Source organism: Clostridium sp. UBA2485, assembly GCF_002341865.1.
Classification (GTDB): Bacteria; Bacillota; Clostridia; order Clostridiales; family Clostridiaceae; genus Clostridium_J.
Genome location: NZ_DDOV01000042.1, coordinates 15,737 through 40,062, shown reverse-complemented (window position 1 = coordinate 40,062; position 24,326 = coordinate 15,737). Strand labels below are relative to the sequence as shown.

Sequence of the window (24,326 nt, the reverse complement as noted above, 5' to 3'; positions counted from 1 at the left end):
CCACTACAATAAAACACTAGCAAATGTAGCCTATCCATAGTATTAGTTAAATTTATTAGTATTGTGCCGAGCTATACTGCTAAAGGAATTATTTTTGTTAAAAATAATTTCCACATTAATTGTGCATTTTGCATTGTGAATTGTGAACTAAAATACCCAGAGTATACATTAAGTTTGAAGGCAATTTATCTATAGTAATACAATATAAAAACTCGATTTATGCTAGTTAGCTTTTTCTACTTCTCTATTCTTTCATAGTTATTTAAAGTTATCAAACTATTTAAAGTAATCGCTCCTATCCATTCATTATAAGCTGGTTTTAGCTCATCAATATATATACTTTCTCCCCAAGATGGATTTATTTTTTCTTCCCCTTCTAATTCTTTAATTATAAAGTCTAAATTATTTTCTATTTTAGACTCTTTTATTTCAAACTTACAATTTCTAGGACTTTCAACGAAATCTAATGGTTTTGGTATATACTCCTGCCACTTTCTTTCATCATATATAATTACCTGTTCTATAGCTATTGATATTCTTTTTTCCAGCCTTTGTTTTAGTTCTATAGGTAAAACTTCGTATAATTCAATATAACAAAAAATTTCATGTTCTGAATTAAAATTCTCTTTATCTTCAATATGCTTTATTGCAAACTCTATTAAATCATCTACTTTTAAAGTTTTTACATATTCTCTATATTTATATAAACATGCAATTATTTCAGCTGAAGGATTTCCCCAATTTTTATCTATTATTGTCATATTCTCTTCTTCGTTATAATGCCACCAAGGAGCATGAGGAAAATTATTCACTTCCTTTGAAACTGAAAACCATCCATTTCTTTCTTTATCGTATGAATACTCTAAATAACTTATTGCTTTTTTTATCATTTCTCTTGCTTCTTCAAGGCTATCTATTTTTGATAAATGCCTAAGCCCTACAGATGTTGCCATTGGAGAAGAATATGGTAATCTTATATCTGACTCTACTCCATGTCCAAATCCACCATCTTCATTTTGAAATTTCTTCAACTCACATAATACCTTTTCCACATCCCCATTATGAAAATAAAGGTCAAAGATTGCTGCCTCTAATGGTCGAGCATACTTTTTCATGTTTTCAGAAACACCTCTGAAAGACTCTTTACTTAACTTTTTCATTTAAAAATTCCCCCATAATTTTTATTTATCATATTTAAAATTAAGGCTATGTTAAAGAATAGTGTTAATAATATAGAATATTATAAGAGAACTCTTAAAAAGAGTTCTCTTAATTCACACTTTAAAAAGTATATGAACTAAAAAGTACTATCAAAATAATTATCATTTTCTACCTTACAAATTCGTATCATATATTTTGAATACCACATTTTCTTTCCCATTTCCTTTGCTTTCATGTGCGAAACATTGCATTTCCACTCATTAATACTCTCTAAAGAATCCCAATATGATATTGTTGTCCCAAATCCTTCTTCATCTCTGACACTTTCTGCTCCTAAAAAGCCCTTTTGTTTAGAAACAATATTAACTAGCTCATCAGCTACTTCTCCATATCCATTATCATCTAAAGTTCTTATAGATGTAAAAATAACTGCATAATAAGGCGGTTTAGGTGTTTTCACTATTTTGCTCATATAAAATAACCTCCCATTGAAAATTAATATATTTATAATATGTTCAATAATTGTAGCGTAATAGATTACAATTGTCCATTAAAATAACTATTTAAATACATCCTATGTTAAGGTTCAACATTGGAAGTAATGCTATTTCACTAATAACTTTTAATATTTAAATACATCTTATGTTAAAGTTCAACTAGATAGCTATCAATTCGCTACAGATGGGTTAGTGTATTTAAATACATCTTATGTTAAGGTTCAACAGCTACTCCTAAGAACTTTCTAAAATGGTTCATTATCATTTAAATACATCTTATGTTAAGGTTCAACAAAAAAGTATAACAAGAAGGAATGTTTAATATATGTATTTAAATACATCTTATGTTAAGGTTCAACTATGCCGTAATATTCGGAGATGGAAATAATAGAAACTTATTTAAATACATCTTATGTTAAGGTTCAACTACTATAGAAGAATTGTTAGAAGAATAATTCTCAATCATTTAAATACATCTTATGTTAAGGTTCAACCACTGGATTCAAGCCATTCTTTATTTTTATGATATCATTAAAACCATTGAAAATAAAAGGCTTATCTAAAATTTTCCCAACCATTTTATGTTTTTTAAAAAAATAATAAAAAACTTCCCTTAAGCCTTGAATTTTCAATAGGTTAAGGGAACTTTAATTTTTAAGATGGTTGGGAAAATTAATCTTCATATATAATAAAAATTACCACTTGCTATCTTTTTAGATTAACATCTCTTCCTAGGCTTTGAATTCTCAATATGCTAATAGGAGTCTATTTTACATATTTTCTTTAACCCATTTTTTAAATCCTAGTGTTTCATTTATAGCATCCTTTGCATATGTCATAGCAATTATTGCTTCATTTTCGTCTCCGTATCCATAGAAAAATGGTTCTTCTAGTGGAATTCTTTTTTTCTCAATTATGTAATCTTTTATATATGGATTATGATCCTTTAATGATTCTGCGTTTTCTTTAGCTTTTTTCATATCCCCTAAACTATAATTATATAGTATTTTTCCTAAAAGCATAGTTGCCCCTCTATCTTCCTCATAATCTTTGAAAAGTTTTTTTGCATAGTCAAAATCTCTTAAATTTACTGCTTTGAATATTGCCCAATCTCTAACCCCTTGATTATCATTAGGATTTAGTTCTAAAGTTCCCTTATCTACTTCTAAGGACTCATTTCTTTTCCTAGAAAGCCATAAAACATCTGCATAGTCAACTCTCATCTCCATATATTCTCTAGTTTCTGGCATTAACCAAAAATTACCTTTATTCTCTTTTATAAATTTTTCTCCTAATTTATCTTCTTCATAAATTAAAAGCTCTTTTAATTTTCTCTCAGCTTCTTTATAATTATTATTTTCTATATCAGAATATATATCGTTAAATAGCTGCAAATTTTCATTATCCGTCTCCATAAAATTTTCAATCAATTCTTGAAAATCTTCAGCTAAATTATAATTCTTAAGTGTCTTTTCAAATATGCCATATTTATATATACTTTCTACTTTCCACTCTTCGTCTCCCTCTTCCATCTCCATAAATACTCTAATATCTCGCGATTTCTTTGATACTGTTCCTTCACTGACATTAAAGTAATCTGCTATATCCTTTACTCTTATATCTATAGCACCTTCCTCTAATAACATCATATTTGAAAACACCCTGTTTACATTTAATATGGCATGAACAATTCCTGCTGCTATAGTATTACTTTTCCCTCTATCTAACTGCTGCCATTCTTCAGCTTTAAGAGCTCCAAATAATTTTATACACATAGATTTCAATTCTTGATTTTCTAATTCATCACAAAAATTCACTAAGAGCTCCTTAATTTCTTCATGCTTTTGAGTATCTTCTTTTGGTTTCTTTATATTTTTACTTCTAATCTCCATCAGAGGTAAATAAGGCTTTTCATCTTCTTTTTCACAATCATAATCACAAACTCCAAACCTTGGAGAATTAGCATATTCTATTTCTTCAACATAATTCTCATTGCTTCGATTATAATTTTTTATACATTCGTCACACAAATATTTTGTAACACCTTCATAAGCATCTTCAAAGTCATATTTAGCCTTTTTCCCACATTCATCACATTGAACAATCGGTTCATTATTTCTAGCTAATATTTCTATAATATTTTTAGTTTTTATGTCTACAAATTCATCTATAACTTTTATTGTTATATATGTAGTTGATCCAAAATCATATTCATATTCAAAAATATTTTTAATTTGTACTAAGTCTTTTAATTTTTTATTCATATTACCATCATAAGAATTCCAAATATCATCATTTGTTTTACCTTCACCATATATCTTATTTTTTATGTTAAAACAACTTAAATGTCCACAACATTCTACCCATACATCTCTTATAAAATTATCTAAATCTTTCAACTTAGCACTTTTCTCTACAGATATGTACATCCAAAAATCTTTTTTGTATTTATCCTTAAGTAACAATATAAATTTATCTACATGTTTACCATCTATTTTTTTATTTTCTTCTACTACTTCTAATCGCTTTTTACAATTTTTAATATGATTAGCTCCTCCACCACTAGTAACTTCTTTGCCACAAAAATAACATTTACCTTTCAATACATTCACCTACTCAAAAATTTTCTACATTTTATAATAAAATGATATATCAATATTATTAACAAAAGCTATTTTAATATTATCAAATTTTAGTTAAAAAAGATAATAAGTTCTTTAAATATAGCTACTTCATTTAAAGAATTTTTTTAGACTTCAATTAAAACACTCTTATATTATCCAGCTCGAAAAAGAATTTAAGTACATCTTACGTTAAGGTTCAACAAGAAACAATGGGAAAATGGATTGTAGAAATGGCATTTAAATACATCCTATGTTAAGGTTCAACCATTGAATTCAAGCCATCTTCTATTTTTATGATATCATTAGAACCATTGAAGTTAAAGGATTTTCTTAAAATTTTACCAACCACTTTGTGTTTTTAGAAAAATTGATAAAAAATCTATAATAAACCTTTAGTTTTCAATGAGTTAACAATATTATTTTTTATAAAGAGGCTGGAAAATTTTATGTAATTTATATGTAGTGTAAATAAAAAAATAGAAATTTTAAAACCTATTTTACTTAAGTTACTGAGTTGTAGAACAACTAGTTTTTAAACAGGTTAGAATTATTGTTATTATTGTTAAAATTTGATACTATTTTAAATTGAAGTATATCTTATAAATAATAAAATAAGGTGGGAATTTTATATGAAAAATATACAGTTATCAAAAGAATTTAATGAATTTAAAGATGTTATACAAAGTACATTAAAATCAACTATAACTATAGACGTAAAAGAGCAATCAACTAAACCTTGGGAAAGTAAGATAGGTGGAAACCCTTATTTAGAGATAGGATCACAATACCCTAAAAATTCTAAAGGAGAGCATTTAAGATTACTATCTCAAATTAATTTTGAGGAAGTTCCTCATATAGAACCTTATCCAAAGAAAGGGATATTACAATTCTTTATATTTTCCGATGATTTTTATGGTGCAAACTTTGATAACATAGAATATCCTGGACTCCTTGAACAAGATAATTTTAAAATTATCTACATAGCTGATGTTATTAAGGATGAAAGGAATTTAGTTAAAGATTTTTCCTTCTTAGAAGAATTAAAAGAAGATGAATATCTTCCTTTAACAGGAGAAATGAAAATGAATTTTAGCTTAGAAAAAATGTTTATAACTGCCAATGACTATAAATTCGAGGAAGTATATAAAAACTGTGATTTTGATAACATAGAAGACGGTAAATATGAGTCCTTATTAGAAAGATATTATGAAGAGCTTGATGAAGCCTATTCTAGAATAGGTGGATATCCAAATTTCACTCAATGGGATCCAAGAGCAAATTATAAAGGATATGAAGATTTTGATACTTTATTACTTCAATTAGATATGGAAAGTGATGAAAACTCAGAATTAATGTTTGGAGACAGTGGTATTGCTAACTTCTTTATAAGTGAAGAAAATTTAAAAAGTCTAGATTTCTCAAAAGTAATGTATAATTGGGATTGCTGCTAATTAACTTAATTAAACATATTATTTAATTAAGTTATAGTGTAATAAATGAAAGGGTAATTTAATATTTCCCTTCATTTATTATTTATATATAACTAATTTATTGCAGATTTCTATAATAAAAATCCCTCTAAATATAACTTATTTTTCCTTATCTTTAAAGTATTCACGACAACGTTTAATCCAAATTTCTTCATGTTCTTTAGGACTTACTACCCTTTTAGTTAAATCTTCAACAGAAAAAATCCCCTTTTCTTCACACCAATTAATACAGGTTTTAAAAAATTTTAAGTCCACATTATCTATTTCGTAATATCCATATACATAAGAAAATCCTTTTAAAAATGCTGAAACCAATCTAGAATGTCCATCTATTGAAACTATTCTATCATCTATGTTAATGCAAGTGACAACAACATCCTCTGGACAGCTTATCCATGAATTTACTCGTTCTAACTTTACTTTATCAACTGTTAACTGTTCTGGCTTTATATCTTTTATATTAACTTTAAAAACTTCTATACCATTATCTATAATTTTTGCCCAGTTTTTATTCTTAATAAAACCACCATCTTTTAAAATTTCTTCTCTTATTTTATATTTCTCATCATTATATATAATCTTACTTAAATAAGGATTCCAGTACATAATCTCCTCTATTAACTTTTTAAAGGCTAAGCTTTCATCACAGTTTTCTATGATTTGAAAATTTACTAACTTCGCATATTCTAAACTTTTTATTTCATACTCTAAAACTGCTTTAATCTTGCCTTCTTCAGCTGCTATAATTGCTGTAGAATATAAAAAACTTTTTTCATATTTTAAATATCTACGGTCACTATCTTTAGCTCTATAAACCTCCACTCTATCACCTCTATTAAACCAATATATTATTAAATTGCTATACTATTTTTTTATTTATAGTAATGAACTTTTATAATTTTTATTTTTCTTTTATAATTTTAGTTATTTTTAAAAGTAAAATTTACGATTCTATATTATTTAAGCACCACTTTTAGTCAATCGAAATCCCTAACACTCTTTTAGCTAGTACGCTACCTTTATCAACTTCAAGTACATCCTCAGCATATTTATATAATAATTTCTCTTCTAATTTATCATTAAAAAATAATATCCATTCTTTATAATTAACATTTTCCGAATCAAATTCTAGTGATTTCTCTGCATAAGAAAATGCAAGTTCATCTGCTAATACTGGAGTTAAAATTATAAAAAGATGAAATGATACTAGATGGCTGACATATGCAAGCTCTTTTTTCTTATTCATTTTTTCAAATTGAAAAAATTTATGCTGTAATAAATAAAATACATTGTTTTTATAAAATGAACTTTCATTACAAAGAGAACTAATATCATCAACGGATATATCAAATATATTATCTATTTCATCATAGGCATAATTATCAATAATCTCTTTAAAATTCATATAATCTCTCCTTAAAATTAATTAATGTAGATAATAAAACAATCATTATTTAGGCTTATTTTATAAAAACCTCTCTACAGAGCTATTTTATCATAACTTTATGTAAAGAGGTTTAATATTATATTTAAAATTATCTTCTTATAAATTATTATAAAATAGTTCTTCTTACTTTCAGTTCTAATGCAGGCAAAGAATTAACAAAAGACTCATCTAAAGAGAAATTTATATGTGTATCCATAGATAACATACTTTGCAACAAAATATTTGTTGAATATTTTCCTTTATAAGTTGCCTCAAGTCTTAACCTTTCTGCTTCTCTCTCCTTTTGTTTCTCTTCCTGAATTTTTTTCCCTTTTTCCTTTTCCTCCTGTGAAGTTTCAGATGCACTCCAAACTGTTGTTGTTCCATCCTCATGAATAATAACTCCAGAGGTTAGCACTGTAACTCCTAGAGATTCAAGTGATTTTAAACTTGGTATTTCTCGATTTAAATATAATTCAATACTTTTCTCCACATTTGCCTTTATTTTTGAATTAGTTTTCATTTTTTCAATAATATTAGGTGCTATGGTTATATCGCTTAAATTTCCATTTCGAATCAGTCTTTCCATTTCCTCTTCATTTTTAGGCACAGACTGAATAGCCACAGACAAACCATATTTCTTCATGAGTGAATGGTCAATACTAGATGATTCAATTCTTAACATTATGTCATTAAAATTGTTATGATTATTATTTTCCCTCATAGCAATATTTTCTTGTAAAGACTGGTTCTGTAGCGTATTAAATAACTTATAATTCCAATTATTAAGTGCAGATAAACTCAATATACTCCCTCCAAATTTCCATAATATATACTGTATATATCGATAAAAATCTCTATACACTTAATATCTTTTAAATTTAAATTTTACCTGCCTTTATAAAAAATCTGCCACGTTATATAAAAAATATGATTTTTATCAAACTAAAAAAACAATTTGTTCTGTAAAATATTTTCTCATATACTTCATTATTCGCAGTATCGTAGTAGCAAACATTGTTCTCCAGTTCTTATACCAATATCTAGTGCCATTATGATTATCATAAATATGATTTCCATCAATAATATATTTATCAATTTTAGGATAGTTTTTTAAATGCTACTTACTGAAATATTAACTATCTATCTAATATCTAATAATGAAAATTTTGTGTTAACGCTATTCGTCCCTACACTAAATAAACTTCTCATTTTAAATATATAAGTTAGATAGAGTATATAAATAATTTATAATATAATACTAACTAATAGAATACTGTTATATAATTAAATTATATAAAAACACGAGGTGAAAAGAAATGAATTACGTAGAAGAATTGAGAAGTATAGTTGGTCATAGGCCTCTTATTTTAGTAGGAGCAGTTGTGATAATTATAGATAATAGAAATAGAATATTGTTACAAAAACGAAAAACAACTTCCTATGGAATGTGGGGAATACCTGGTGGATTAATGGAACTTGGAGAATCTACGGAAGATACAGCAAGGAGAGAAGTATTAGAAGAAACTGGTCTAACTGTTGGAAAGGTAAAATTAATAGATGTATTCTCAGGTCCAGAAAGTTTAGTAAAGGTTCCTAATGGTGATGAGTTTTATGCTGTTACCATTGCATACTATACTGAAGAAATAAGTGGTGACCTTAAAATAGATAAAAGTGAATCTCTTGGATTTAGTTTTATAAGCCTTGATAATTTACCCGAAAACATAGTGAAAAGTCATAAAAAAATGATTGATAGATTTCTTCAAATATACAATACTTAAATATTTTAATTCACAGTCCACAATACAAAATTCATAATTATATTTGAAATTAATTCTTTACGAATTAGCTTTTAAGCTACTTTTTACTAGCAATATATTACTAGTATTTATATGAAGTAGCTCCTCTATTTCAACATAATAGAAAATAAATAGGTTCACCCAAAGGTAAGCCTATTTATCATTTTTATGAAAATTTAAAGAAAGCCTAGTCTAAGCATTTATTCATCTCTTATAACTCTAATAAAATTTCTTTTAGCTATGGCAAAGAAAATTAAGTATATAACTATAAAGATTAAAACAGTTATTATAAAAGGTTTTATTAAATTTACAAAAAGCATTTTACTTAGAATTCTTATAGCAAATATACTGTGAAGTATTCCTAAGGTTAAAGTTAATATAAAAAATATTGAAATTTGCTTATTTACTGAAGTAGCTATATCACTATCATCTATTCCTAACTTAATTAATATTTTGTATTTTTCCTTATCATTGTTTGCATCATCAAAGATTTTAAAGTACACTATACTACCAGTAGCTACAGCAAATACTAAAGCTAAAAAGCATCCTATAACATATACAAATTTAACCCAATTATCACTATCCTTTTGGTCTAAATAAAAATAATGTATTGAATTATTTCTATCTTTATCTGCCATACTTTCTAATTCTTTTGTTAATACTTTTGTATTTTCTTGATTATCTGCCTTTATTCCATAAAAATTTATTTTCTTTAATTCCCTTTCTAATTCACTATAAGTTCTATCATTTATTATCAATAAATCTGATTGGTATATTCCGCCAAGAAAAGGAATCTTAATTTTTTCACTTACTGAAAATTTCTTATCATTTACTATAAATTCATCCGTTTTTTCTCCTGAACTTAAAGTTATTAAGGTTCCTGCCTTTTGAACATAAATGCAACGATTTTCTTCTGTTAGATTCCAATTCATACTATTAACTAACTCATAATTTCCAAGCTCTTTTAAAACTCTTATAAAATCTGAATACTTAACAAAGGAAATCAATCCATATTTGTTATAACCATCTATATTATCTGAATAAAGTAATCTTAGGCTCACTTCTTTTATAATTTTGTGATTACTTTTTTCTATTATATTTTTTATAGGCTTTTCATTTATATCTTTTAAGGAAGCATAAGAAAAAGTATATATATATTTATTCTCTATACGACTTTTATAGGTATAGTTCATAGTTATAGCTGTTCCTAAAGCAGTAATAGTAGCTGCTATTAAAATTACTACTGTAGCATAGGTTTTATAATTTGTTCTTATCCTATAAGCAATATTACTTATACTTATTACATTTACTCCCTTATAAAAAAAACTTTTTCTTCTTATAAGATGTTTTAAAGCTACTGGTAATACTGCTCCAAGTAAACCATAGGTACCTAAAATTATTAATATTAATGCATTTAATGTTTTATTAAAATTATCTGCTGCTAAATAAGCATTTCTGTATCCTAATATAATAATAATTACAGAAATTACTGCTATAATATAGATTAGAACACCTATTTTAGGCATCTTATCCTCTTTTTTTGTAGCATTAAATAAATCTATAAGCTTACATCTTGCTATATTTATAAAGCCCTTTAAAGACATAAATAAAAATATAGCTAAAAAAATTAATATTGTACTACCTATAGAATTAAAAGTTATATCAAATTTACTTTCTACCTGAAAACCAGATGCCTTAATTACAATCATTTGAAACAATTTAGTAGAAAAAATTCCAATTATTATTCCTAAGAGTATTGAAAATAAACCTAAAAGTAAAGTTTCAAAAAAGAATATACTTCCTATTTGGTGATTATCAATTCCCATAAAAGCATATATTCCAATTTCCTTTTTTCTTTGCTTTAAAAATATGTTGGTAGAAAACCAAATAAAAAATACAAGGAATACTATTAACATAACAGTTATAGTCTTTAGCATTATAGCACAATAACCTTCTCCCACCTTGTCAAAGTTTTTTATAGTTTCACCATATCGTAGACTCTGAAAGTTAAATAAAATTGCTACAGAAATTGTCATTGCTATAAGATGAAAATAATATACTCTAATATTATTTTTACAATTTCTTAATGCCATCTTAAAAGAGTTCATTATCTCCACCTCCTAAAGAAGCAAGCAATTCTAATATTCTTCCATAGTATTCCTTTCTTGATTCATTTCTATCTAATCTTGAATAAGTCTTACCATCTTTTATTAATAAAACCTTTTTACAAAAGCTAGCAGCAAAGGCATCATGAGTAACCATTATAATAGTAGAATTAGTTTTTTCATTTAATTTTGATAAACAATTTAAAAGATCTAAGGAGGATTTAGTGTCTAATGCTCCTGTTGGTTCATCAGCAAAGATTATACTTGGAGAAGTTATAAGTGCTCTTGCTGCTCCCCTTTGCTTTTGTCCACCTGATAGCTGATAAGGATATTTTTCCAAATGATCATTTAAGCCGAAAAAATCTGCAATCTCTAAAACCTTCTTTTCTATTTCTTTATGATTTTTTCTTGATAGTGCTAAAGGAAGTGCTATGTTATCTCTCAATGTCATATTATCTAAAAGATTAAAATCTTGAAAAATAAAACCTATCTTATCTTTTCTTAATTTAGATAATTCCTTATTCCTTAATTTAGCAATGTCTACCCCATCAATAATTATCTGCCCCTCGGTTGGCTTGTCTATAGTTGACATAAGATTTAATAGAGTTGTTTTTCCCGCCCCAGAAGGTCCCATCACACCTAAAAAATCTCCTTTTTTAACTTCCATATCAATATTATCTAGCGCAACAGTAGTAAAACCTTTTATTCCATAGGTCTTAGTTAATCCCTGAATTTTTAATACTGAATTCATTTTTAATACCTCCAAATATACACAATTGAGAATTGACTATTGACAATGAACAATTATTGATACTTCTCTTTTATAAGAGAAGTTTTGAATTTATTTTTTTCATGTGGCACAGCCATTTCTATTAAAAAATTTATTTAGAGAAATTAATTTTCACTATAATTGTCAATTGTCTGATTGTAGTGGCGAACAATGTTCGCCGCTACAAAACCAATTAAATTTTAAAATATTTTAGTTATACATATTAATTAACTATTTTATAAAGGTGTGGTAAAATGAAAAATGTAAAAAAAGCTGCTGCAGTAAAATATGATTATGGAGCTACTGCACCTAAGGTTACTGCAGCAGGCATGGGGCATATCGCAGATAAAATTCTAGAAAAAGCAGAGGAAAATGAAGTTCCTATAGTTGAAAATGAAGAGTTGGCAAATCTTCTTACTAATGTAGACGTAGGAGATGAAATCCCTTTAGAGCTTTATGACGTGGTAGCAAAGGTCATTGCATATGTTATGGATATTGACAATAGGATGAAGAGCAGGTGATAAATATTGGCATTATATGCTATATCTGATTTCCATTTAGCATCTACTGGAGATAAGCCTATGGATGTTTTTGGAGATAAATGGTATAAACATGATGAAAAAATAAAAAATAATTGGCTAGAAACCATTAAGGTAGAAGATACGGTTTTAATTGCAGGAGACATTTCTTGGTCTATGAGGATGGAAGAAGGTAAGGAAGATTTAGACTTTATAAATAGACTTCCAGGAAGAAAAATATTAGTAAGAGGAAACCATGATTATTGGTGGACTAGTATAACAAAGCTTAATTCTCTTTATAATAATATGGATTTTATACAAAATAATTTTTTTACTTATGAGGATTATGGAATTTGTGGCAGTAGAGGATGGATTACTCCAATAAGTTCTAAATTTACTGCTCATGACAAAAAAATTTATGAAAGAGAACTTATAAGACTTAGATTATCTTTAGATAGTGCTAAAAAAGCTGGTTATGAAAAACTTATAGTTATGCTTCATTACCCACCAGTAAATAGTATTGAAGAAGAAAATGGATTTACTGAAATATTAAATGAATATGGGGTAGAGAAGGTTATTTATGGGCATATTCATGGTAATGCTTTAAATTATGCCTTTGAAGGGATTAAAAATGGTGTAGATTATATATTAACTTCTTGCGATTATATAGATTTTTCACCAAAATTAATACTACCATAAAAATTTATATATTTATAACATACAGGTTATAAATATATAAATTGTGAATGAAAAATTGTGAATAATAACATCAATTTTTCATTCACATCTTTAATTTTAAAAGTGGTGATTAGCTAATCACGATTTTTAGAATTAAAGATTTTTGAAAAGATTCCTTTAGATTTATCTTCTTTATTATTTACTTCTTGAATATGGTCTTTTTCATCTTTACTATCAAAGTTAAAATTATCATCAAGGATATCACTAGTTTTTTCAAGCTTAGCTTTAATAATTTCTGCTTCTCTAATTAGGTCTCTTTGAGTTCTGACTAATTCTTTTAAACTTTGCTTTACATTAGGGGCAGTTAATACTTGGCTAAACCATACAAGAGCTGTATTATAATTTAGCAATCTTCTATTTAATTCACCTATTAGATACATCATAACAAATTTATCCATGCCATATAAAGGTAAAGTCTCGTTGTAATAGGCATCGTTAAAGCCTTTTAATGCAAAGCTTAAAAAGGTTCGTTCCATTTCATTATGATAGTCTGAATTACCTAATCTATACATCCATGATAGTTTCAAACAAATCATAGCCTTCTGACTAGGTTTAGCATCCATAAAAACTGCATTTAATAGTGCCATTTTATATCTTTCTATAGCAATTTCTAATGTATATTTATCAGGATAAGTTCTTGGTTTAAATTTTAAAGTTACATTTTTAAGTATTAAATCTTTTTGAACAGTCATTATTTTATAGAAGTCAGATTTTAAAGCTGAATACCCACAGCTTTCACAAATATAAACATCATAAAAATAAGGATTTATAAGATCATATCTTATAAAAAAATCTGAGTCTTTTGAAATCATTCTATAAGAAGTACTTTTAAGTGCAAGTTGTTTAAATTTATAATTACATACAGGACAGTCTATAGTCTTATGATAAAGTAAAGATTCATATAAATTATTTTCAACTTCTTCTTTTTTGTCTGTGCTTTTTTCTACCTTATATATTTGAAGATTCTCTATCTCTTCAAATCCTAGATCCTCTAATCCAGAAAAAATATTTTTCATAATAAAATCCTCCATAAACCGCTAAATAAACAATAAATACAATATTATATCTAAATCATTGATATTTTTCTATAATAACATTATATTATATATATAATCTAATATATATTTCGTAACAATTTAATATTTGTGAAGGGTGACTTACATATGGCAATAAGAGAATGGAAAAAATTTTTAATTCCTTATGAACAGGCAGTAGAAGAACTTAAAGTTAAATTTAGAAGTATTAGAAGAGAACTTAGAAGAAAAAATGAATATTCTCCAATAGAATTTGTAACTGCAAGAGTTAAGGAAGTATCTAGTATTTTAGAAAAAGCAAATAAATTTAACATACCATTAGATAGAATAGAATATGAAATGGAAGATATAGCTGGTATAAGAATTATGTGCCAGTTTGTTGATGATATAGAAAAGGTTGTTAATTTAATTAGACAAAGAAAGGATATGCAAATAATCTATGAGAAAGATTATGTAACTAATGTTAAGACAAGTGGTTATAGAAGCTATCATATGATTATAAAATATCCAGTAAATATGGCTGATGGACAAACAGAAATTTTAGCAGAGTTTCAAATNNCTTTAAATTATAAATATAAACACGATATACCTAAGGATGTAAGAATGAAATTAAAAACTGCGGCAGATGCAGCCTTTCAATTAGATGAACAAATGCTTGAGATAAAAGATGAAATTAAAGATGCTCAGAAATTATTTGAGGTGAAATCTAGCCTGGTTACAGACATAGTTGAAAATATTTTAACACTTTCATCTTTAGGAAAACTTTTAGAGGCTTCAAGATATACTGAACAGTTAAATAAGCTTTTAGAAGAAGGTGAAGTATTTGAACTTAGTAGTCTATTAGAGGCTACAAAAAAGACGTTAGATAAATACAAAGCATAAGACCGATATATTGGTGTTATGCTTTGTATTTATATTATAGGATATTTTATATAATTAGGATGACTTAATAAGTATTAACTAGTAGATTACAACTATTCCTAATAAGAATTTTTTAATTTTATCATAATTATCTATAATTATAGTATATATAGATATATTACATAAAAAGTTAATATATAACTAATATTTATGCCATTAAATATTTCATTGGCAACTTTAGTTAATGGAGAACTGAAAATGGACAATTGACAATTATGGTGGAAATTAGTTTAATTAAAACTAATTTCTTTAATAGATTTTTTAATAGAAATACAATTGTTAGTACTTTATAAGAAGTGACTAGGTCACTTCAAAAAGAAATCAATTAAAAACTTCTCTTATAAAAGAGAAGTATCAATAATTTTCCATTGCCAATTGTTAATTCGTATTGTATAAGGCAAAATTCTAATAATTCAATAATAAGATTATATAAATATATAGATTAAATTTAAATGTAATATATTTTTAATATAAGGAGGATATATGTTAAAAAGAGAAGATATTATGGGGATATTAGAAGAATTAAATTTTCCTAAGGAGCATTATTGGGTTTTAGCAGGTGCGTCATTAGTTATGCACGGAGTGAAAACCGAAACTAGAGATATTGACTTAGGATGTAGCAAGTTTTTATTTGAAAACTTAATTAAAAATGGATATAAACCAGTAGTTTTAAAAGATAGTTCAAGAGTAATAAGGGTAAATGAAGGATTAGAGGTTTTTGAAGAATGGAACGTAGATAATGTGGAATTAATTAATGATCTTCCTGTAGGAAGTTTAGAAAGCATAAGAAAACATAAGATAAAACTGGGAAGAGAAAAAGATTTAAGAGATATCGAGCTAATAGATGTTTTTTTACAGAAAAAATAAAATATGTATGTTTTATTAAGATATTTTAGCCTAAGTAACTGATTAAATAGATTGCTATGATATATATATCGTTTTACTTATATGTATTTTAACTAAAATAAAAGTTAGTATATGCTAATTAAGCGAAGTAGAACCAGAGAGCAACCTCTGGTATTTTTGTTTCTAAATAATATGGAAATTGGTCACTTTAAAAGAAATTCTTAAAATTTTAATTATTATAATAAATCTCTTTTAAAGTGACCTTACATTTATTGAAATGCTTATAATTTATATTTAAAAGAATTTGTGGACAAATTTAAATGAACCGTTAACATCTCTAAATATCTATTTTTACATCTAAAGAATTTATTTAATTTATATTATTTGAAGAGTATTTTCTTTTAAATTTTCTATAGATAATTATTTCTTATTTGAAAAAAATATAATTTCATAATTCATAAAATCATCATATTTCACTAAAATTTACACTGTTAAATCATTTTCCTCTTTAACTTCAATAGCTACTTTAAAAAAGTCATTTAATATTATACAAGTGAAACCTATTATTATAAAGAAAATCCAGCTTGAAGTCTTAATATTTAAAACTCCAACAATATCGTTGAATTTATAGATTTAACGATTTTCTTTAAATTTTTAGAAGCTATTATTATACAAATGCTGGATACTATCATGAGCAATTGAATATATATAGTTAGGATACCTTTTTAAAAATTCGAAAATACACTAAATACACATATAAGAATTAAATATTAAAAAATTAATAATAAATTGGCTAAGGAAATATACAAGCTATAAGTATTATTTTCTCTATTTATAAGAACCTACTCAACACATTAATTAATTATATTATAGATAGAAATTTTAGAGAAATGAATAAAAAATTATTTAAAAAAAATAAAAATATATTCTTTCAATAAAAATTCTTAAAGAAATCAGTAAAAAGAATATAGCTATAAATAAACTATTATGTTAAAAAGGATTTAATGGATATTAAAAGAATAAGTAGTTAATGGATTAAAGGGGGAATATATTGTGGAAGAACTAAAGTGTCCTAAATGTAATTCTACTGAAATTAAAAGAGTTGCAAGCAAAACTATATTATTAGAACCTATGGACAAAATTTTTGCATTAGGATCAAAACTTTATGCTAATGTTTGTACTGATTGTGGTACAGTTTTTGATTTTACTGTAGATTTTCCAGAGGATTTTAAATAAGGGAAGGTAGAAGAAATGAGAGAGGGAATTATAATAGAAAATACCAATACTATAAACACTATAGAAAGCCTAAAAAAAGATTTAACCGCATTGGGACTTAAAAAAGGAATGACTGTTATTGTACATTCCTCTTTAAGTTCTATAGGCTGGGTTTGTGGAGGGGCTGTATCAGTAATAAAATCACTTATGGATATAATTACAGTGGAAGGCAACATTATTATGCCAGCTCAAACAGGAGATTACTCAGAACCTTGCTATTGGGGAAATCCTCCTGTACCTGAACAATGGTATGAAATAATTAGAGAAACTATGCCTGCCTTTGATAAACATATAACCCCTACAAGAGGAATGGGAAGAATTGCAGAAGCTTTTAGAAGTTTTCCTAATGTGTTAAGGAGTGATCATCCACAGGCTTCTTTTACTGCCTGGGGTAAGGATTCAGAAGATATTATAGGGGTTCATAATTTAGAGGATTCACTAGGAGAGACATCACCTCTAGGAAAAGTTTATAATATAAATGGATATGTACTACTGCTAGGAGTACCTTATGAGAATAATACCTCTTTTCACTTAAGTGAATATAAATCTAATGTAAGAATGTATACAGAATTAGCTGCACCTATTTTAGAAAATGGTAAGAGAGTTTGGAAGACTTTTAGGGATATTGATTTAGATAGCGAAGATTTTAATTCTATAGGCTTAGAATTTGAGAAAAAGCATAATGTGAGTAGAGGATTGGTAGGACAAGCTGAGAGTAAATTATTTCATCAAAAAACAGCAGTAGATTTTGCAACAGAATGGTTTAAGAAAAATAAGGGGGAGTAAGAATTTATTAAAGTAGAAGCTTATTTAGCATCTACATATAATAATCATAGAATCAATAATTTCGGAGGCGTATTCTATGAATGTACTATCTATAATTTGTATTATTTATGCCATGTTTTTAATAATTTATGGTTTTATAAATAATGAAAGAGTAGATAACAGGAATAATTGGTATCACATTAAAGATATGAAGAGCTTTTTAAGAATTCAATTCTTATGGAAGTTTATAACTGCAATATATTGTATTGCTGCTGCTTATTTTTATGAAAAATATACTATAAGCTTTTTATTTATCCTTACAATTATTTTTATAGATAGAATAATATTTTTTATTATAGTTAGGCTTAAAAAAATAGCTTTACCTAAAAGATATTTAGAATAAGGCATGTAAAAGAAAATACTATTCTTTTAGGACTATTAAATAAAACATTGATATCTTCAATATCTTATAAAAGATTAAAATAAAGCTTGAATTTATACAATTTGCTAATAGTTTCTATTAAAGAGATTTCTAGTCTGAATAGATCAAATATTCAGATTAGAAATCTACATTTGCCTTTAAAAATAATTTACTTTTTACATTTTCCTGTTATATGATCTATACTAATTTTTATAATGTTAGCTTTAGAAAAAGCTTTATCTATATATTTTTTTCCTTCTTCCATAAAATCAGAAGAATATTTTTCAATAAATTTTAGTAATACAGCCTTTTTTTCTTTTTCTTCTTCAATATTTTCAGCCTTTCCAAAGATTATTACATTTTCAAATTTAGTATTGAATGTTTTAGATAAAACTTCAATATTATCAACAATTGAAAAACATACTTTATTATTAAAATTTATATTATCAAGTTTATGTCCTACAGGAGCACAATGAAAATAAATAGCATCATTGTAGTATACATAATTTAAAGTTGTACAGTAAGGATAACCAGTTTCACCTATAGTACCTAAAGTGCCTTCTTGTCCTCTTTCTAATAGTGCAAATATATCTTTATTGTCCATTGCCTTGCTAATCTTTATCATCTCTTTAAACATTGAAAATACCTCCACATCTTTTAATTATTTAAATAAGATTAGTTTTATATTAACATATCTTTTAATTATATGTAATATATAAATATATTGTAAGTTTCACATTATATACTGTAGAACTCTATGTAATTATCAATTAAAACTTTGAGTTAATGATAAAATAAATTAATAGTATAGAATGGAAGGGGCTGTGGGGGAGAAAAATTGAAATCTGCAAATGCTGTGATGAGTGATGTTTGTGGGCTTTTTTGTTTTGAAATGAAAGAGATGTGCCTTGTAAAAATTAAAACTTGATATAACTGACGAACTTCTCACCAGTATGTAAATCATTTGTGGTTCCTGTGGAAGCTTAGAACCTCTGACTTTCTCATACTAGTAAAAGCGATCACTGGAAAGAAAGTCTTAATTTTATCGTTTTTAGAAAGCGAAAGATGTGTCAAAAGCTCTTTTAATTCTTCTTTAGTATAGAATTTTATTGCTTCTTTTTCCTATTTCTTACGAGGTAAGGTAATCTTTTGCATAGGTGGTGATTCTATTAGTTCAATAACTATGCCGAAAAAATTACGGATATCATTGTGAATGTCGGCTAGAGAATAGAACCATTAAGCAACTATCTTTTAAGCGAGAAGGAATTTTACAACAAGTGATTTAATTTGTTGACATAAAGTAAAATAGAGTGTAATATAAAACATACCGAATGAATGTTTTTTTCGGAAAAAGATTAAAGGAGGATTAAAGAATGTCTTAGGAGACAGCACTAAAAACAGGGTTAGAGAATAGAACCATTAAGGAAATTATCTTTTAACCCAGAAGAAACTAGAAATTTATGATAAGTGATTAAGTTTGTTTACATAAATTGAAATGGAGTGTAGTCTAGAACATACCGACTAAATGTTTGTTAGGAGGAGAGCTGAGTAATGAGTAAAAGGTATAGTACTGAAGACACAATTAGAGATATTTTAGATGCATCGACGCGGCTGTTTGTAGAAAAAGGTTATGAGAAAACGACCATCCAAGATATTGTCAACGAATTAGATGGCTTGTCGCGTGGAGCGATTTACCACCACTTTAGATCAAAAGAAGAGATTATTGATGGAGTTGTAAAGCGACTTGTTCCAGGCTCAGAGTATATAGAGGCAATTAGTAAGCGCCAAGATCTAAATGGCTTAGAAAAAATTCAACATTTACTAATGGAAACGCTAATTAATAAAGATGTTAGAGCTTCATTTGAGATGGCATTTCCTTTATTTAATAATCCAAAACTTTTCATGATGCGTATGATTAATAGCAACGAGGTCCTATCACCCCAAGTTGAATTATACATAGACGAAGGAAACAGGGATGGATCACTTGATGTGAAGTTCCCAAAGCAGATTTCAGAGATTATTGTCCTATTATTAAATACTTGGTTTATGGTATCTTTATTTCCCAACACTATAGATACTTTTTGGGATAAAGTTTATGCAGCGAAATATGTCTTCGATGGTATAGGAGTTGATGTACTAAGCGATGAAATTATAGAAAAAATTATTAGTGAAATAAAGAAAGAGGAGGCAGAAAATGAACGAAAATAAAAAAAGTGGTATTAAACAAATTCTGCATATCCTAAAGATAAGTGCTCTTGCACTTGTACTGATAATAGCCTTAGCATTGGGTGGAATCTTTACAGCTCACCGTTTAAGTTTACGAAGTGAGTCTAAGAAAATTGTAGATTATGGACAGAAATTAGAGGTTTTTGATGGCACGATGAACGTACTTATTGAAGGTAAGGGCGAAGAAACAATTGTTCTTTTAACAGGCTATGGCACGGCAAGTCCAAGTATTGATTTCAAGCCGCTGATTGATGAACTTAAAAGTGATTATCGTGTGGTTGTTATCGAACCCTTTGGCTATGGATTAAGCGGGCAAACGGAGCGTGAGCGAACAGCAGAAAATATGGTTGAGGAGATTCATGATGTTGTTAAACAATTAAATATAGACTCCTTTATTTTGATGGGTCACTCAATTGCAGGCATTTATGGGTTGAACTATGTCAATACTTTTCCAGAGGGTGTCAAAGCTTTTGTTGGGATTGATTCAAGTGTTCCGAACCAACCTTGGCCAGGTTTTGATGATAGATTAATCAACTTCGTGCAAAAATCAGGAATATTCAGATTGATAGTAAAATTGAATCCTGAAAGCTTCATGGGTGAAAATATGAATGAAGAGTCTTCTGATCAATTGCGCATGATTACCATGAAAAATATGGGAAATAAGACCGTGCGAAATGAACTGAAGTTAATAGGGCAGAGTTTTAATTCTGCAAAAAAACTGTCGTTTCCAAAAGAACTTCCTTTATTATTGTTTGTTGCGGAAAATGAAACAAATCCAGAAGGATGGCTTGAACTTCACCAAAAGCAAATTGAAAAATCGGTTAAGGGTAAGATCGTTGAATTGCCTGGAAACCACTACCTTCACCACTCACAATCTAAAGAAATCGCAGAAGAACTAAGGAAATTTTTAGATTAATAGTAAAAAGCTAAGAATAAGAATAAGAATAAGAATAAGAATAAGAAGTGCCGATAATTTTTTGGCTACTAACTCAAATAAAACAGTATACTTATAGAGAACTTATTGTCAATTCATAAATGTGAGTTGCAATAAGTTCTTTTTTTATTTTAAGAAAACCGATAATTTCACTCAGTATTCATTTGATGTAATCTTTTATGACTCATTGCCCTCAACAAGTGTGCCTTGTAAAAATATTTTTTAATTCTTTTGTATCCTGTATTGCTGATACAAAATCACTGTAATATCAATTAAATCTTTACTAATCACAGTTCATCTATCATCGAAAAGTGGATGGAAGAATGAGTAATGATTTTTTGAGAAAGATGATTTTCGGTGATTATAAAAACAGTAATAGAAGTATTTAAAGTTAAAGAAATAAAATTAGAGGAATATACTCCGTTTTAATAAATAGATATTTTTATTAAAGCGGAGTATATTGCTTTATAGTATCTCTTTTAATAGGTTTTAAATATAAAAAATAAAATAATCAGTTGATTCATAAATATATAATTAATTATTTTATTCTAAAATTAAGGACGAATTGGTAGTTTTGAATATAAATCTACATCAGTTAATTTGTTCATTTGGGATATTATCAGTTTGTCATCAACTTTATCTATAGTAACTTGTCCTATAAGCTCTACATCATCTTTAGTATTTTTTTCTACATTATTTAAATTTATTATAGCCTTAAAATTATAAACTTTATCTGTATAACTTTCTTTAAACTCTTTCAATTCTATGAACTTAGAATTAGTTTTATTGGCAACTAAGTAGCTTAGATACACATAATTAACTCTATCAGATGTAATTGTTTTAAAGGCATCATCTGATAATAATTCTTTATATCTAAGGGTATATTGATCATTAGGATATCTGTTAATAAACTCATTAAGATCAACTTTAGTGTAATCTTCTATGTCATATAAAGCACGAAGAAAATCTTCTATTAATTTTTCTTCAGTATTTGCTTTACTGCATCCTATTAAGAATATTGGAATAATAAATACTATTAAAAGCATAGAAATTAACTTTTTAAATTTCATAGCATTACCTCCTAATAAATAATTTTTCACTTGACTTTTTTTCATATATTAGATAAAGTATTTAAAATATTATAAATCTTTTCATAGAATTACTTAATTAAAGAGTATACTGTTATTATATTAACATATTTTACAATAATATGTTAACGGATTGTTAGTGTAAGAATTTTAATAACTACAAAAAAGAATAATATTAAATTTACTTTTTATATAATATAAGTAAATTAATTTTGTTTAGTAATTAAAGATGTTGAACAAGCTTTATGGTACATTAATAAAAATTTATGGGGGTAAAGTATATGGGGAAAACTAGTAAAATTTTGCTTATGGCTTTTTTAACAATAAGTTGTATTTTATTATTAGGCTGTGAAAAAACAGAACCTAGAATTGCGCTTAGTGATTTTTCAGAAGAACAAAAAGAACTATTACAAGGTACTATTGATACTGATTTTAAGGCTTTTAAGATAATTGGAAGTTTAAAAGATTATGATGATATTGAGATAAGCTTATGTATCTATGAAAAAGGAAAGCTTATAGGTAAAGATAATACGGCAACTATATCTTTAGATAAAGACGATACTTTAAAATATATAACTATGAGCTTATATCAATACTCTGATAAATATAGTGATAAAGGGGAATTCAAGTTTGCTGCTATAGGTGATGAGTTTAGTAATTCAGCTAAAATTAACATAGACTTTAGTAATAACTTAAATGGAACTAGGAGATTCTATAACAACGAAGTAACGATAGAAAAAGATGTAGAGCATATTTTATTTGCACAGCTAGAGCGAAATGAAGGAATAGGTCCTATGAGCTTTATTTTTGATGGAAAAGATGAAGTAGATAGAGCTATAAAAAACTATGATAGAGTAGTTTTATTAAAATGTAAATTTAAATAGAGGAATATTTATAAAAAACAACTATATTCAGAGTTTCTTTAAGTTATTTTATAATAGTAAAAATAAACTAGTTAGCTAAAAGAGAAATTCTGTCTATAATATAGATAAATTTTTTAGGGAGGCAAAGAGATGAAAAGAGAAGAAGCATTTGAAATTTTAAAAAAATATATGAGTAGTGAAAGTTTATTTAAACATTCCTTTGCAGTAGAAGGATCAATGAGAGGACTTGCAAGAAAATACAATGAAGATATAGAAAAGTGGTCTATAGTAGGCCTGTTGCATGATATAGACTATGAAAAATATCCTGATACTCATCCAGAAGAAGGAAAGACTATTTTAAAAGAAGAAAATGTAGAGGAAGAAATAAGAGTGGCTATTTATGGTCATGCAAAGGAAGCAAAATCGTACAGAGAAAGCCTTATGGCAAAAGCACTTTTTGCAGTAGACGAGCTTTCAAGTTTTATTGTAGCATGTGCTTTAGTTAGACCTTCAAAAAGTTTTGAAGATTTAGAGTTAAAGTCAGTAAAGAAAAAATTAAAAGATAAGGGTTTTGCTAAAGGAGTAAATAGGGAAACAATTAAAGAAAGTAGTGAAGAATTAGGGCTAGAGCTTTCTGAACTTATAACAGAAGTAATAGAAGCTCTTAAAGTTAGAGAAAGAGAATTAAATTTAGAGGGCTATACTTTACTTTAACTATGAAAAATATCTAGAGTAAAAATCAATTCACAACTTTATTTAATGCACAATTGTTGATATTTCTCAGCATTAATCTTCACCCCTGGGGTTTAAAACAAAAATTATAGGT

At 26.8% G+C, this 24,326-nt stretch carries 24 protein-coding genes and 1 CRISPR repeat array; of the genes, 13 read left to right on the top strand and 11 right to left on the bottom strand.

Going from position 1 to position 24,326, the window contains the following annotated elements; genetic code table 11:
- Nucleotides 1-236: 236 nt before the first annotated feature.
- The 3 genes from B3603_RS07910 to B3603_RS07900 form a co-directional block, all read right to left on the bottom strand.
- Nucleotides 237-1,160: a hypothetical protein gene (locus B3603_RS07910; RefSeq protein ID WP_291562942.1), complete on the bottom strand. Its 924-nt coding sequence runs from the start codon at nucleotides 1,158-1,160 to the stop codon at nucleotides 237-239.
- 137 nt (nucleotides 1,161-1,297) lie between these two features.
- Complete coding sequence (locus B3603_RS07905; RefSeq protein WP_291562939.1) at nucleotides 1,298-1,633, bottom strand: antibiotic biosynthesis monooxygenase family protein; 336 nt, start codon at nucleotides 1,631-1,633, stop codon at nucleotides 1,298-1,300.
- A gap of 89 nt (nucleotides 1,634-1,722) precedes the next feature.
- A CRISPR array of direct repeats spans nucleotides 1,723-2,152; the repeat unit is 30 nt; unit sequence ATTTAAATACATCTTATGTTAAGGTTCAAC.
- Between the two features lie 276 nt (nucleotides 2,153-2,428).
- Entirely contained in the window at nucleotides 2,429-4,261 is a 1,833-nt protein-coding gene (locus B3603_RS07900) for a DUF6398 domain-containing protein (protein WP_291562937.1), read from the bottom strand.
- Nucleotides 4,262-4,911: 650 nt separating this feature from the next.
- On the opposite strand from B3603_RS07900, the gene B3603_RS07895 reads away from it, so the two are divergent.
- Nucleotides 4,912-5,733, top strand: a complete 822-nt coding sequence (locus tag B3603_RS07895) for a YwqG family protein (protein WP_291562934.1) — start codon at nucleotides 4,912-4,914, stop codon at nucleotides 5,731-5,733.
- Nucleotides 5,734-5,871: 138 nt separating this feature from the next.
- Here B3603_RS07895 and B3603_RS07890 read toward each other — a convergent pair whose 3' ends face one another.
- The 3 genes from B3603_RS07890 to B3603_RS07880 form a co-directional block, all read right to left on the bottom strand.
- The gene (locus B3603_RS07890) at nucleotides 5,872-6,594 is read right to left on the bottom strand and encodes a hypothetical protein (RefSeq protein WP_291562931.1); all 723 of its coding nucleotides are present in this window, start codon (nucleotides 6,592-6,594) and stop codon (nucleotides 5,872-5,874) included.
- A 151-nt stretch (nucleotides 6,595-6,745) separates the two neighbouring features.
- Nucleotides 6,746-7,177, bottom strand: coding sequence for a hypothetical protein (locus B3603_RS07885; protein ID WP_291562928.1), 432 nt, complete (start codon nucleotides 7,175-7,177; stop codon nucleotides 6,746-6,748).
- A gap of 148 nt (nucleotides 7,178-7,325) precedes the next feature.
- Nucleotides 7,326-8,003, bottom strand: coding sequence for a DUF6033 family protein (locus B3603_RS07880; RefSeq protein ID WP_291562926.1), 678 nt, complete (start codon nucleotides 8,001-8,003; stop codon nucleotides 7,326-7,328).
- Between the two features lie 514 nt (nucleotides 8,004-8,517).
- Here B3603_RS07880 and B3603_RS07875 point away from each other — a divergent pair.
- Nucleotides 8,518-8,979, top strand: a complete 462-nt coding sequence (locus tag B3603_RS07875; RefSeq protein ID WP_291562923.1) for an NUDIX hydrolase — start codon at nucleotides 8,518-8,520, stop codon at nucleotides 8,977-8,979.
- A gap of 218 nt (nucleotides 8,980-9,197) precedes the next feature.
- On the opposite strand, the gene B3603_RS07870 is transcribed toward B3603_RS07875, so the two are convergent.
- Both B3603_RS07870 and B3603_RS07865 read right to left on the bottom strand, forming a co-directional pair.
- The gene (locus B3603_RS07870; protein ID WP_291562920.1) at nucleotides 9,198-11,105 is read right to left on the bottom strand and encodes an FtsX-like permease family protein; all 1,908 of its coding nucleotides are present in this window, start codon (nucleotides 11,103-11,105) and stop codon (nucleotides 9,198-9,200) included.
- Nucleotides 11,092-11,853: an ABC transporter ATP-binding protein gene (locus B3603_RS07865; protein WP_291562917.1), complete on the bottom strand. Its 762-nt coding sequence runs from the start codon at nucleotides 11,851-11,853 to the stop codon at nucleotides 11,092-11,094. Before B3603_RS07865 ends, B3603_RS07870 begins: the two co-directional genes overlap by 14 nt.
- Nucleotides 11,854-12,125: 272 nt before the next feature.
- Here B3603_RS07865 and B3603_RS07860 point away from each other — a divergent pair, with 272 nt between their 5' ends.
- A complete protein-coding gene (locus B3603_RS07860; RefSeq protein WP_039633949.1) occupies nucleotides 12,126-12,392 on the top strand; it encodes an EscU/YscU/HrcU family type III secretion system export apparatus switch protein in 267 nt (88 codons plus the stop codon).
- 6 nt (nucleotides 12,393-12,398) lie between these two features.
- Nucleotides 12,399-13,088, top strand: a complete 690-nt coding sequence (locus B3603_RS07855) for a metallophosphoesterase (RefSeq protein ID WP_291562912.1) — start codon at nucleotides 12,399-12,401, stop codon at nucleotides 13,086-13,088.
- 113 nt (nucleotides 13,089-13,201) lie between these two features.
- Here B3603_RS07855 and B3603_RS07850 read toward each other — a convergent pair whose 3' ends face one another.
- Complete coding sequence (locus tag B3603_RS07850) at nucleotides 13,202-14,143, bottom strand: DUF2225 domain-containing protein (protein WP_291562909.1); 942 nt, start codon at nucleotides 14,141-14,143, stop codon at nucleotides 13,202-13,204.
- Nucleotides 14,144-14,290: 147 nt separating this feature from the next.
- On the opposite strand from B3603_RS07850, the gene B3603_RS07845 reads away from it, so the two are divergent.
- The 5 genes from B3603_RS07845 to B3603_RS07825 all read left to right on the top strand — a co-directional run bounded on the left by B3603_RS07845 (nucleotide 14,291) and on the right by B3603_RS07825 (nucleotide 18,371).
- Nucleotides 14,291-15,043 (top strand): GTP pyrophosphokinase, encoded by a 753-nt coding sequence (locus B3603_RS07845; protein ID WP_291562906.1) that lies wholly within the window; start codon nucleotides 14,291-14,293, stop codon nucleotides 15,041-15,043.
- A gap of 522 nt (nucleotides 15,044-15,565) precedes the next feature.
- Entirely contained in the window at nucleotides 15,566-15,949 is a 384-nt protein-coding gene (locus B3603_RS07840; protein WP_291562903.1) for a hypothetical protein, read from the top strand.
- Between the two features lie 1,032 nt (nucleotides 15,950-16,981).
- Nucleotides 16,982-17,164: a hypothetical protein gene (locus B3603_RS07835; RefSeq protein WP_291562900.1), complete on the top strand. Its 183-nt coding sequence runs from the start codon at nucleotides 16,982-16,984 to the stop codon at nucleotides 17,162-17,164.
- A gap of 15 nt (nucleotides 17,165-17,179) precedes the next feature.
- A complete protein-coding gene (locus tag B3603_RS07830; protein ID WP_291562897.1) occupies nucleotides 17,180-17,989 on the top strand; it encodes an aminoglycoside N(3)-acetyltransferase in 810 nt (269 codons plus the stop codon).
- A 76-nt stretch (nucleotides 17,990-18,065) separates the two neighbouring features.
- Nucleotides 18,066-18,371 carry a hypothetical protein gene (locus B3603_RS07825; protein WP_291562894.1) on the top strand — a complete coding sequence of 102 codons (306 nt, stop codon included), beginning with the start codon at nucleotides 18,066-18,068 and terminating at the stop codon, nucleotides 18,369-18,371.
- A gap of 187 nt (nucleotides 18,372-18,558) precedes the next feature.
- Here the strand turns inward: B3603_RS07825 and B3603_RS07820 are convergent, their stop codons facing one another.
- Nucleotides 18,559-19,026 carry a pyridoxamine 5'-phosphate oxidase family protein gene (locus B3603_RS07820; RefSeq protein WP_291562891.1) on the bottom strand — a complete coding sequence of 156 codons (468 nt, stop codon included), beginning with the start codon at nucleotides 19,024-19,026 and terminating at the stop codon, nucleotides 18,559-18,561.
- A 914-nt stretch (nucleotides 19,027-19,940) separates the two neighbouring features.
- Here B3603_RS07820 and B3603_RS07815 point away from each other — a divergent pair.
- On the top strand, nucleotides 19,941-20,597 hold the full coding sequence (locus B3603_RS07815) for a TetR/AcrR family transcriptional regulator (RefSeq protein WP_291562888.1): 657 nt from the start codon (nucleotides 19,941-19,943) through the stop codon (nucleotides 20,595-20,597).
- Entirely contained in the window at nucleotides 20,584-21,531 is a 948-nt protein-coding gene (locus B3603_RS07810; RefSeq protein WP_291562885.1) for an alpha/beta fold hydrolase, read from the top strand. Before B3603_RS07815 ends, B3603_RS07810 begins: the two co-directional genes overlap by 14 nt.
- A gap of 572 nt (nucleotides 21,532-22,103) precedes the next feature.
- Here B3603_RS07810 and B3603_RS07805 read toward each other — a convergent pair.
- Entirely contained in the window at nucleotides 22,104-22,619 is a 516-nt protein-coding gene (locus B3603_RS07805) for a hypothetical protein (RefSeq protein WP_291562883.1), read from the bottom strand.
- A gap of 299 nt (nucleotides 22,620-22,918) precedes the next feature.
- Here B3603_RS07805 and B3603_RS07800 point away from each other — a divergent pair, with 299 nt between their 5' ends.
- Both B3603_RS07800 and B3603_RS07795 read left to right on the top strand, forming a co-directional pair.
- Nucleotides 22,919-23,521 carry a hypothetical protein gene (locus B3603_RS07800; protein ID WP_291562880.1) on the top strand — a complete coding sequence of 201 codons (603 nt, stop codon included), beginning with the start codon at nucleotides 22,919-22,921 and terminating at the stop codon, nucleotides 23,519-23,521.
- A 129-nt stretch (nucleotides 23,522-23,650) separates the two neighbouring features.
- Complete coding sequence (locus B3603_RS07795) at nucleotides 23,651-24,214, top strand: HD domain-containing protein (protein ID WP_291562877.1); 564 nt, start codon at nucleotides 23,651-23,653, stop codon at nucleotides 24,212-24,214.
- Nucleotides 24,215-24,326: the final 112 nt, after the last annotated feature.

Coding starts and splice junctions, on each gene's coding strand:
- B3603_RS07895 (WP_291562934.1), top strand. CDS start 4,912: ATGAAAAATATACAGTTATCAAAAGAATTTAATGAATTTAAAGATGTT.
- B3603_RS07840 (WP_291562903.1), top strand. CDS start 15,566: ATGTTAAAAAGAGAAGATATTATGGGGATATTAGAAGAATTAAATTTT.
- B3603_RS07865 (WP_291562917.1), bottom strand. CDS start 11,853: ATGAATTCAGTATTAAAAATTCAGGGATTAACTAAGACCTATGGAATA.
- B3603_RS07825 (WP_291562894.1), top strand. CDS start 18,066: ATGAATGTACTATCTATAATTTGTATTATTTATGCCATGTTTTTAATA.
- B3603_RS07860 (WP_039633949.1), top strand. CDS start 12,126: ATGAAAAATGTAAAAAAAGCTGCTGCAGTAAAATATGATTATGGAGCT.
- B3603_RS07905 (WP_291562939.1), bottom strand. CDS start 1,633: ATGAGCAAAATAGTGAAAACACCTAAACCGCCTTATTATGCAGTTATT.
- B3603_RS07910 (WP_291562942.1), bottom strand. CDS start 1,160: ATGAAAAAGTTAAGTAAAGAGTCTTTCAGAGGTGTTTCTGAAAACATG.
- B3603_RS07870 (WP_291562920.1), bottom strand. CDS start 11,105: ATGAACTCTTTTAAGATGGCATTAAGAAATTGTAAAAATAATATTAGA.
- B3603_RS07885 (WP_291562928.1), bottom strand. CDS start 7,177: ATGAATTTTAAAGAGATTATTGATAATTATGCCTATGATGAAATAGAT.
- B3603_RS07805 (WP_291562883.1), bottom strand. CDS start 22,619: ATGAAATTTAAAAAGTTAATTTCTATGCTTTTAATAGTATTTATTATT.
- B3603_RS07875 (WP_291562923.1), top strand. CDS start 8,518: ATGAATTACGTAGAAGAATTGAGAAGTATAGTTGGTCATAGGCCTCTT.
- B3603_RS07830 (WP_291562897.1), top strand. CDS start 17,180: ATGAGAGAGGGAATTATAATAGAAAATACCAATACTATAAACACTATA.
- B3603_RS07800 (WP_291562880.1), top strand. CDS start 22,919: ATGGGGAAAACTAGTAAAATTTTGCTTATGGCTTTTTTAACAATAAGT.
- B3603_RS07820 (WP_291562891.1), bottom strand. CDS start 19,026: ATGTTTAAAGAGATGATAAAGATTAGCAAGGCAATGGACAATAAAGAT.
- B3603_RS07815 (WP_291562888.1), top strand. CDS start 19,941: ATGAGTAAAAGGTATAGTACTGAAGACACAATTAGAGATATTTTAGAT.
- B3603_RS07810 (WP_291562885.1), top strand. CDS start 20,584: ATGAACGAAAATAAAAAAAGTGGTATTAAACAAATTCTGCATATCCTA.
- B3603_RS07850 (WP_291562909.1), bottom strand. CDS start 14,143: ATGAAAAATATTTTTTCTGGATTAGAGGATCTAGGATTTGAAGAGATA.
- B3603_RS07795 (WP_291562877.1), top strand. CDS start 23,651: ATGAAAAGAGAAGAAGCATTTGAAATTTTAAAAAAATATATGAGTAGT.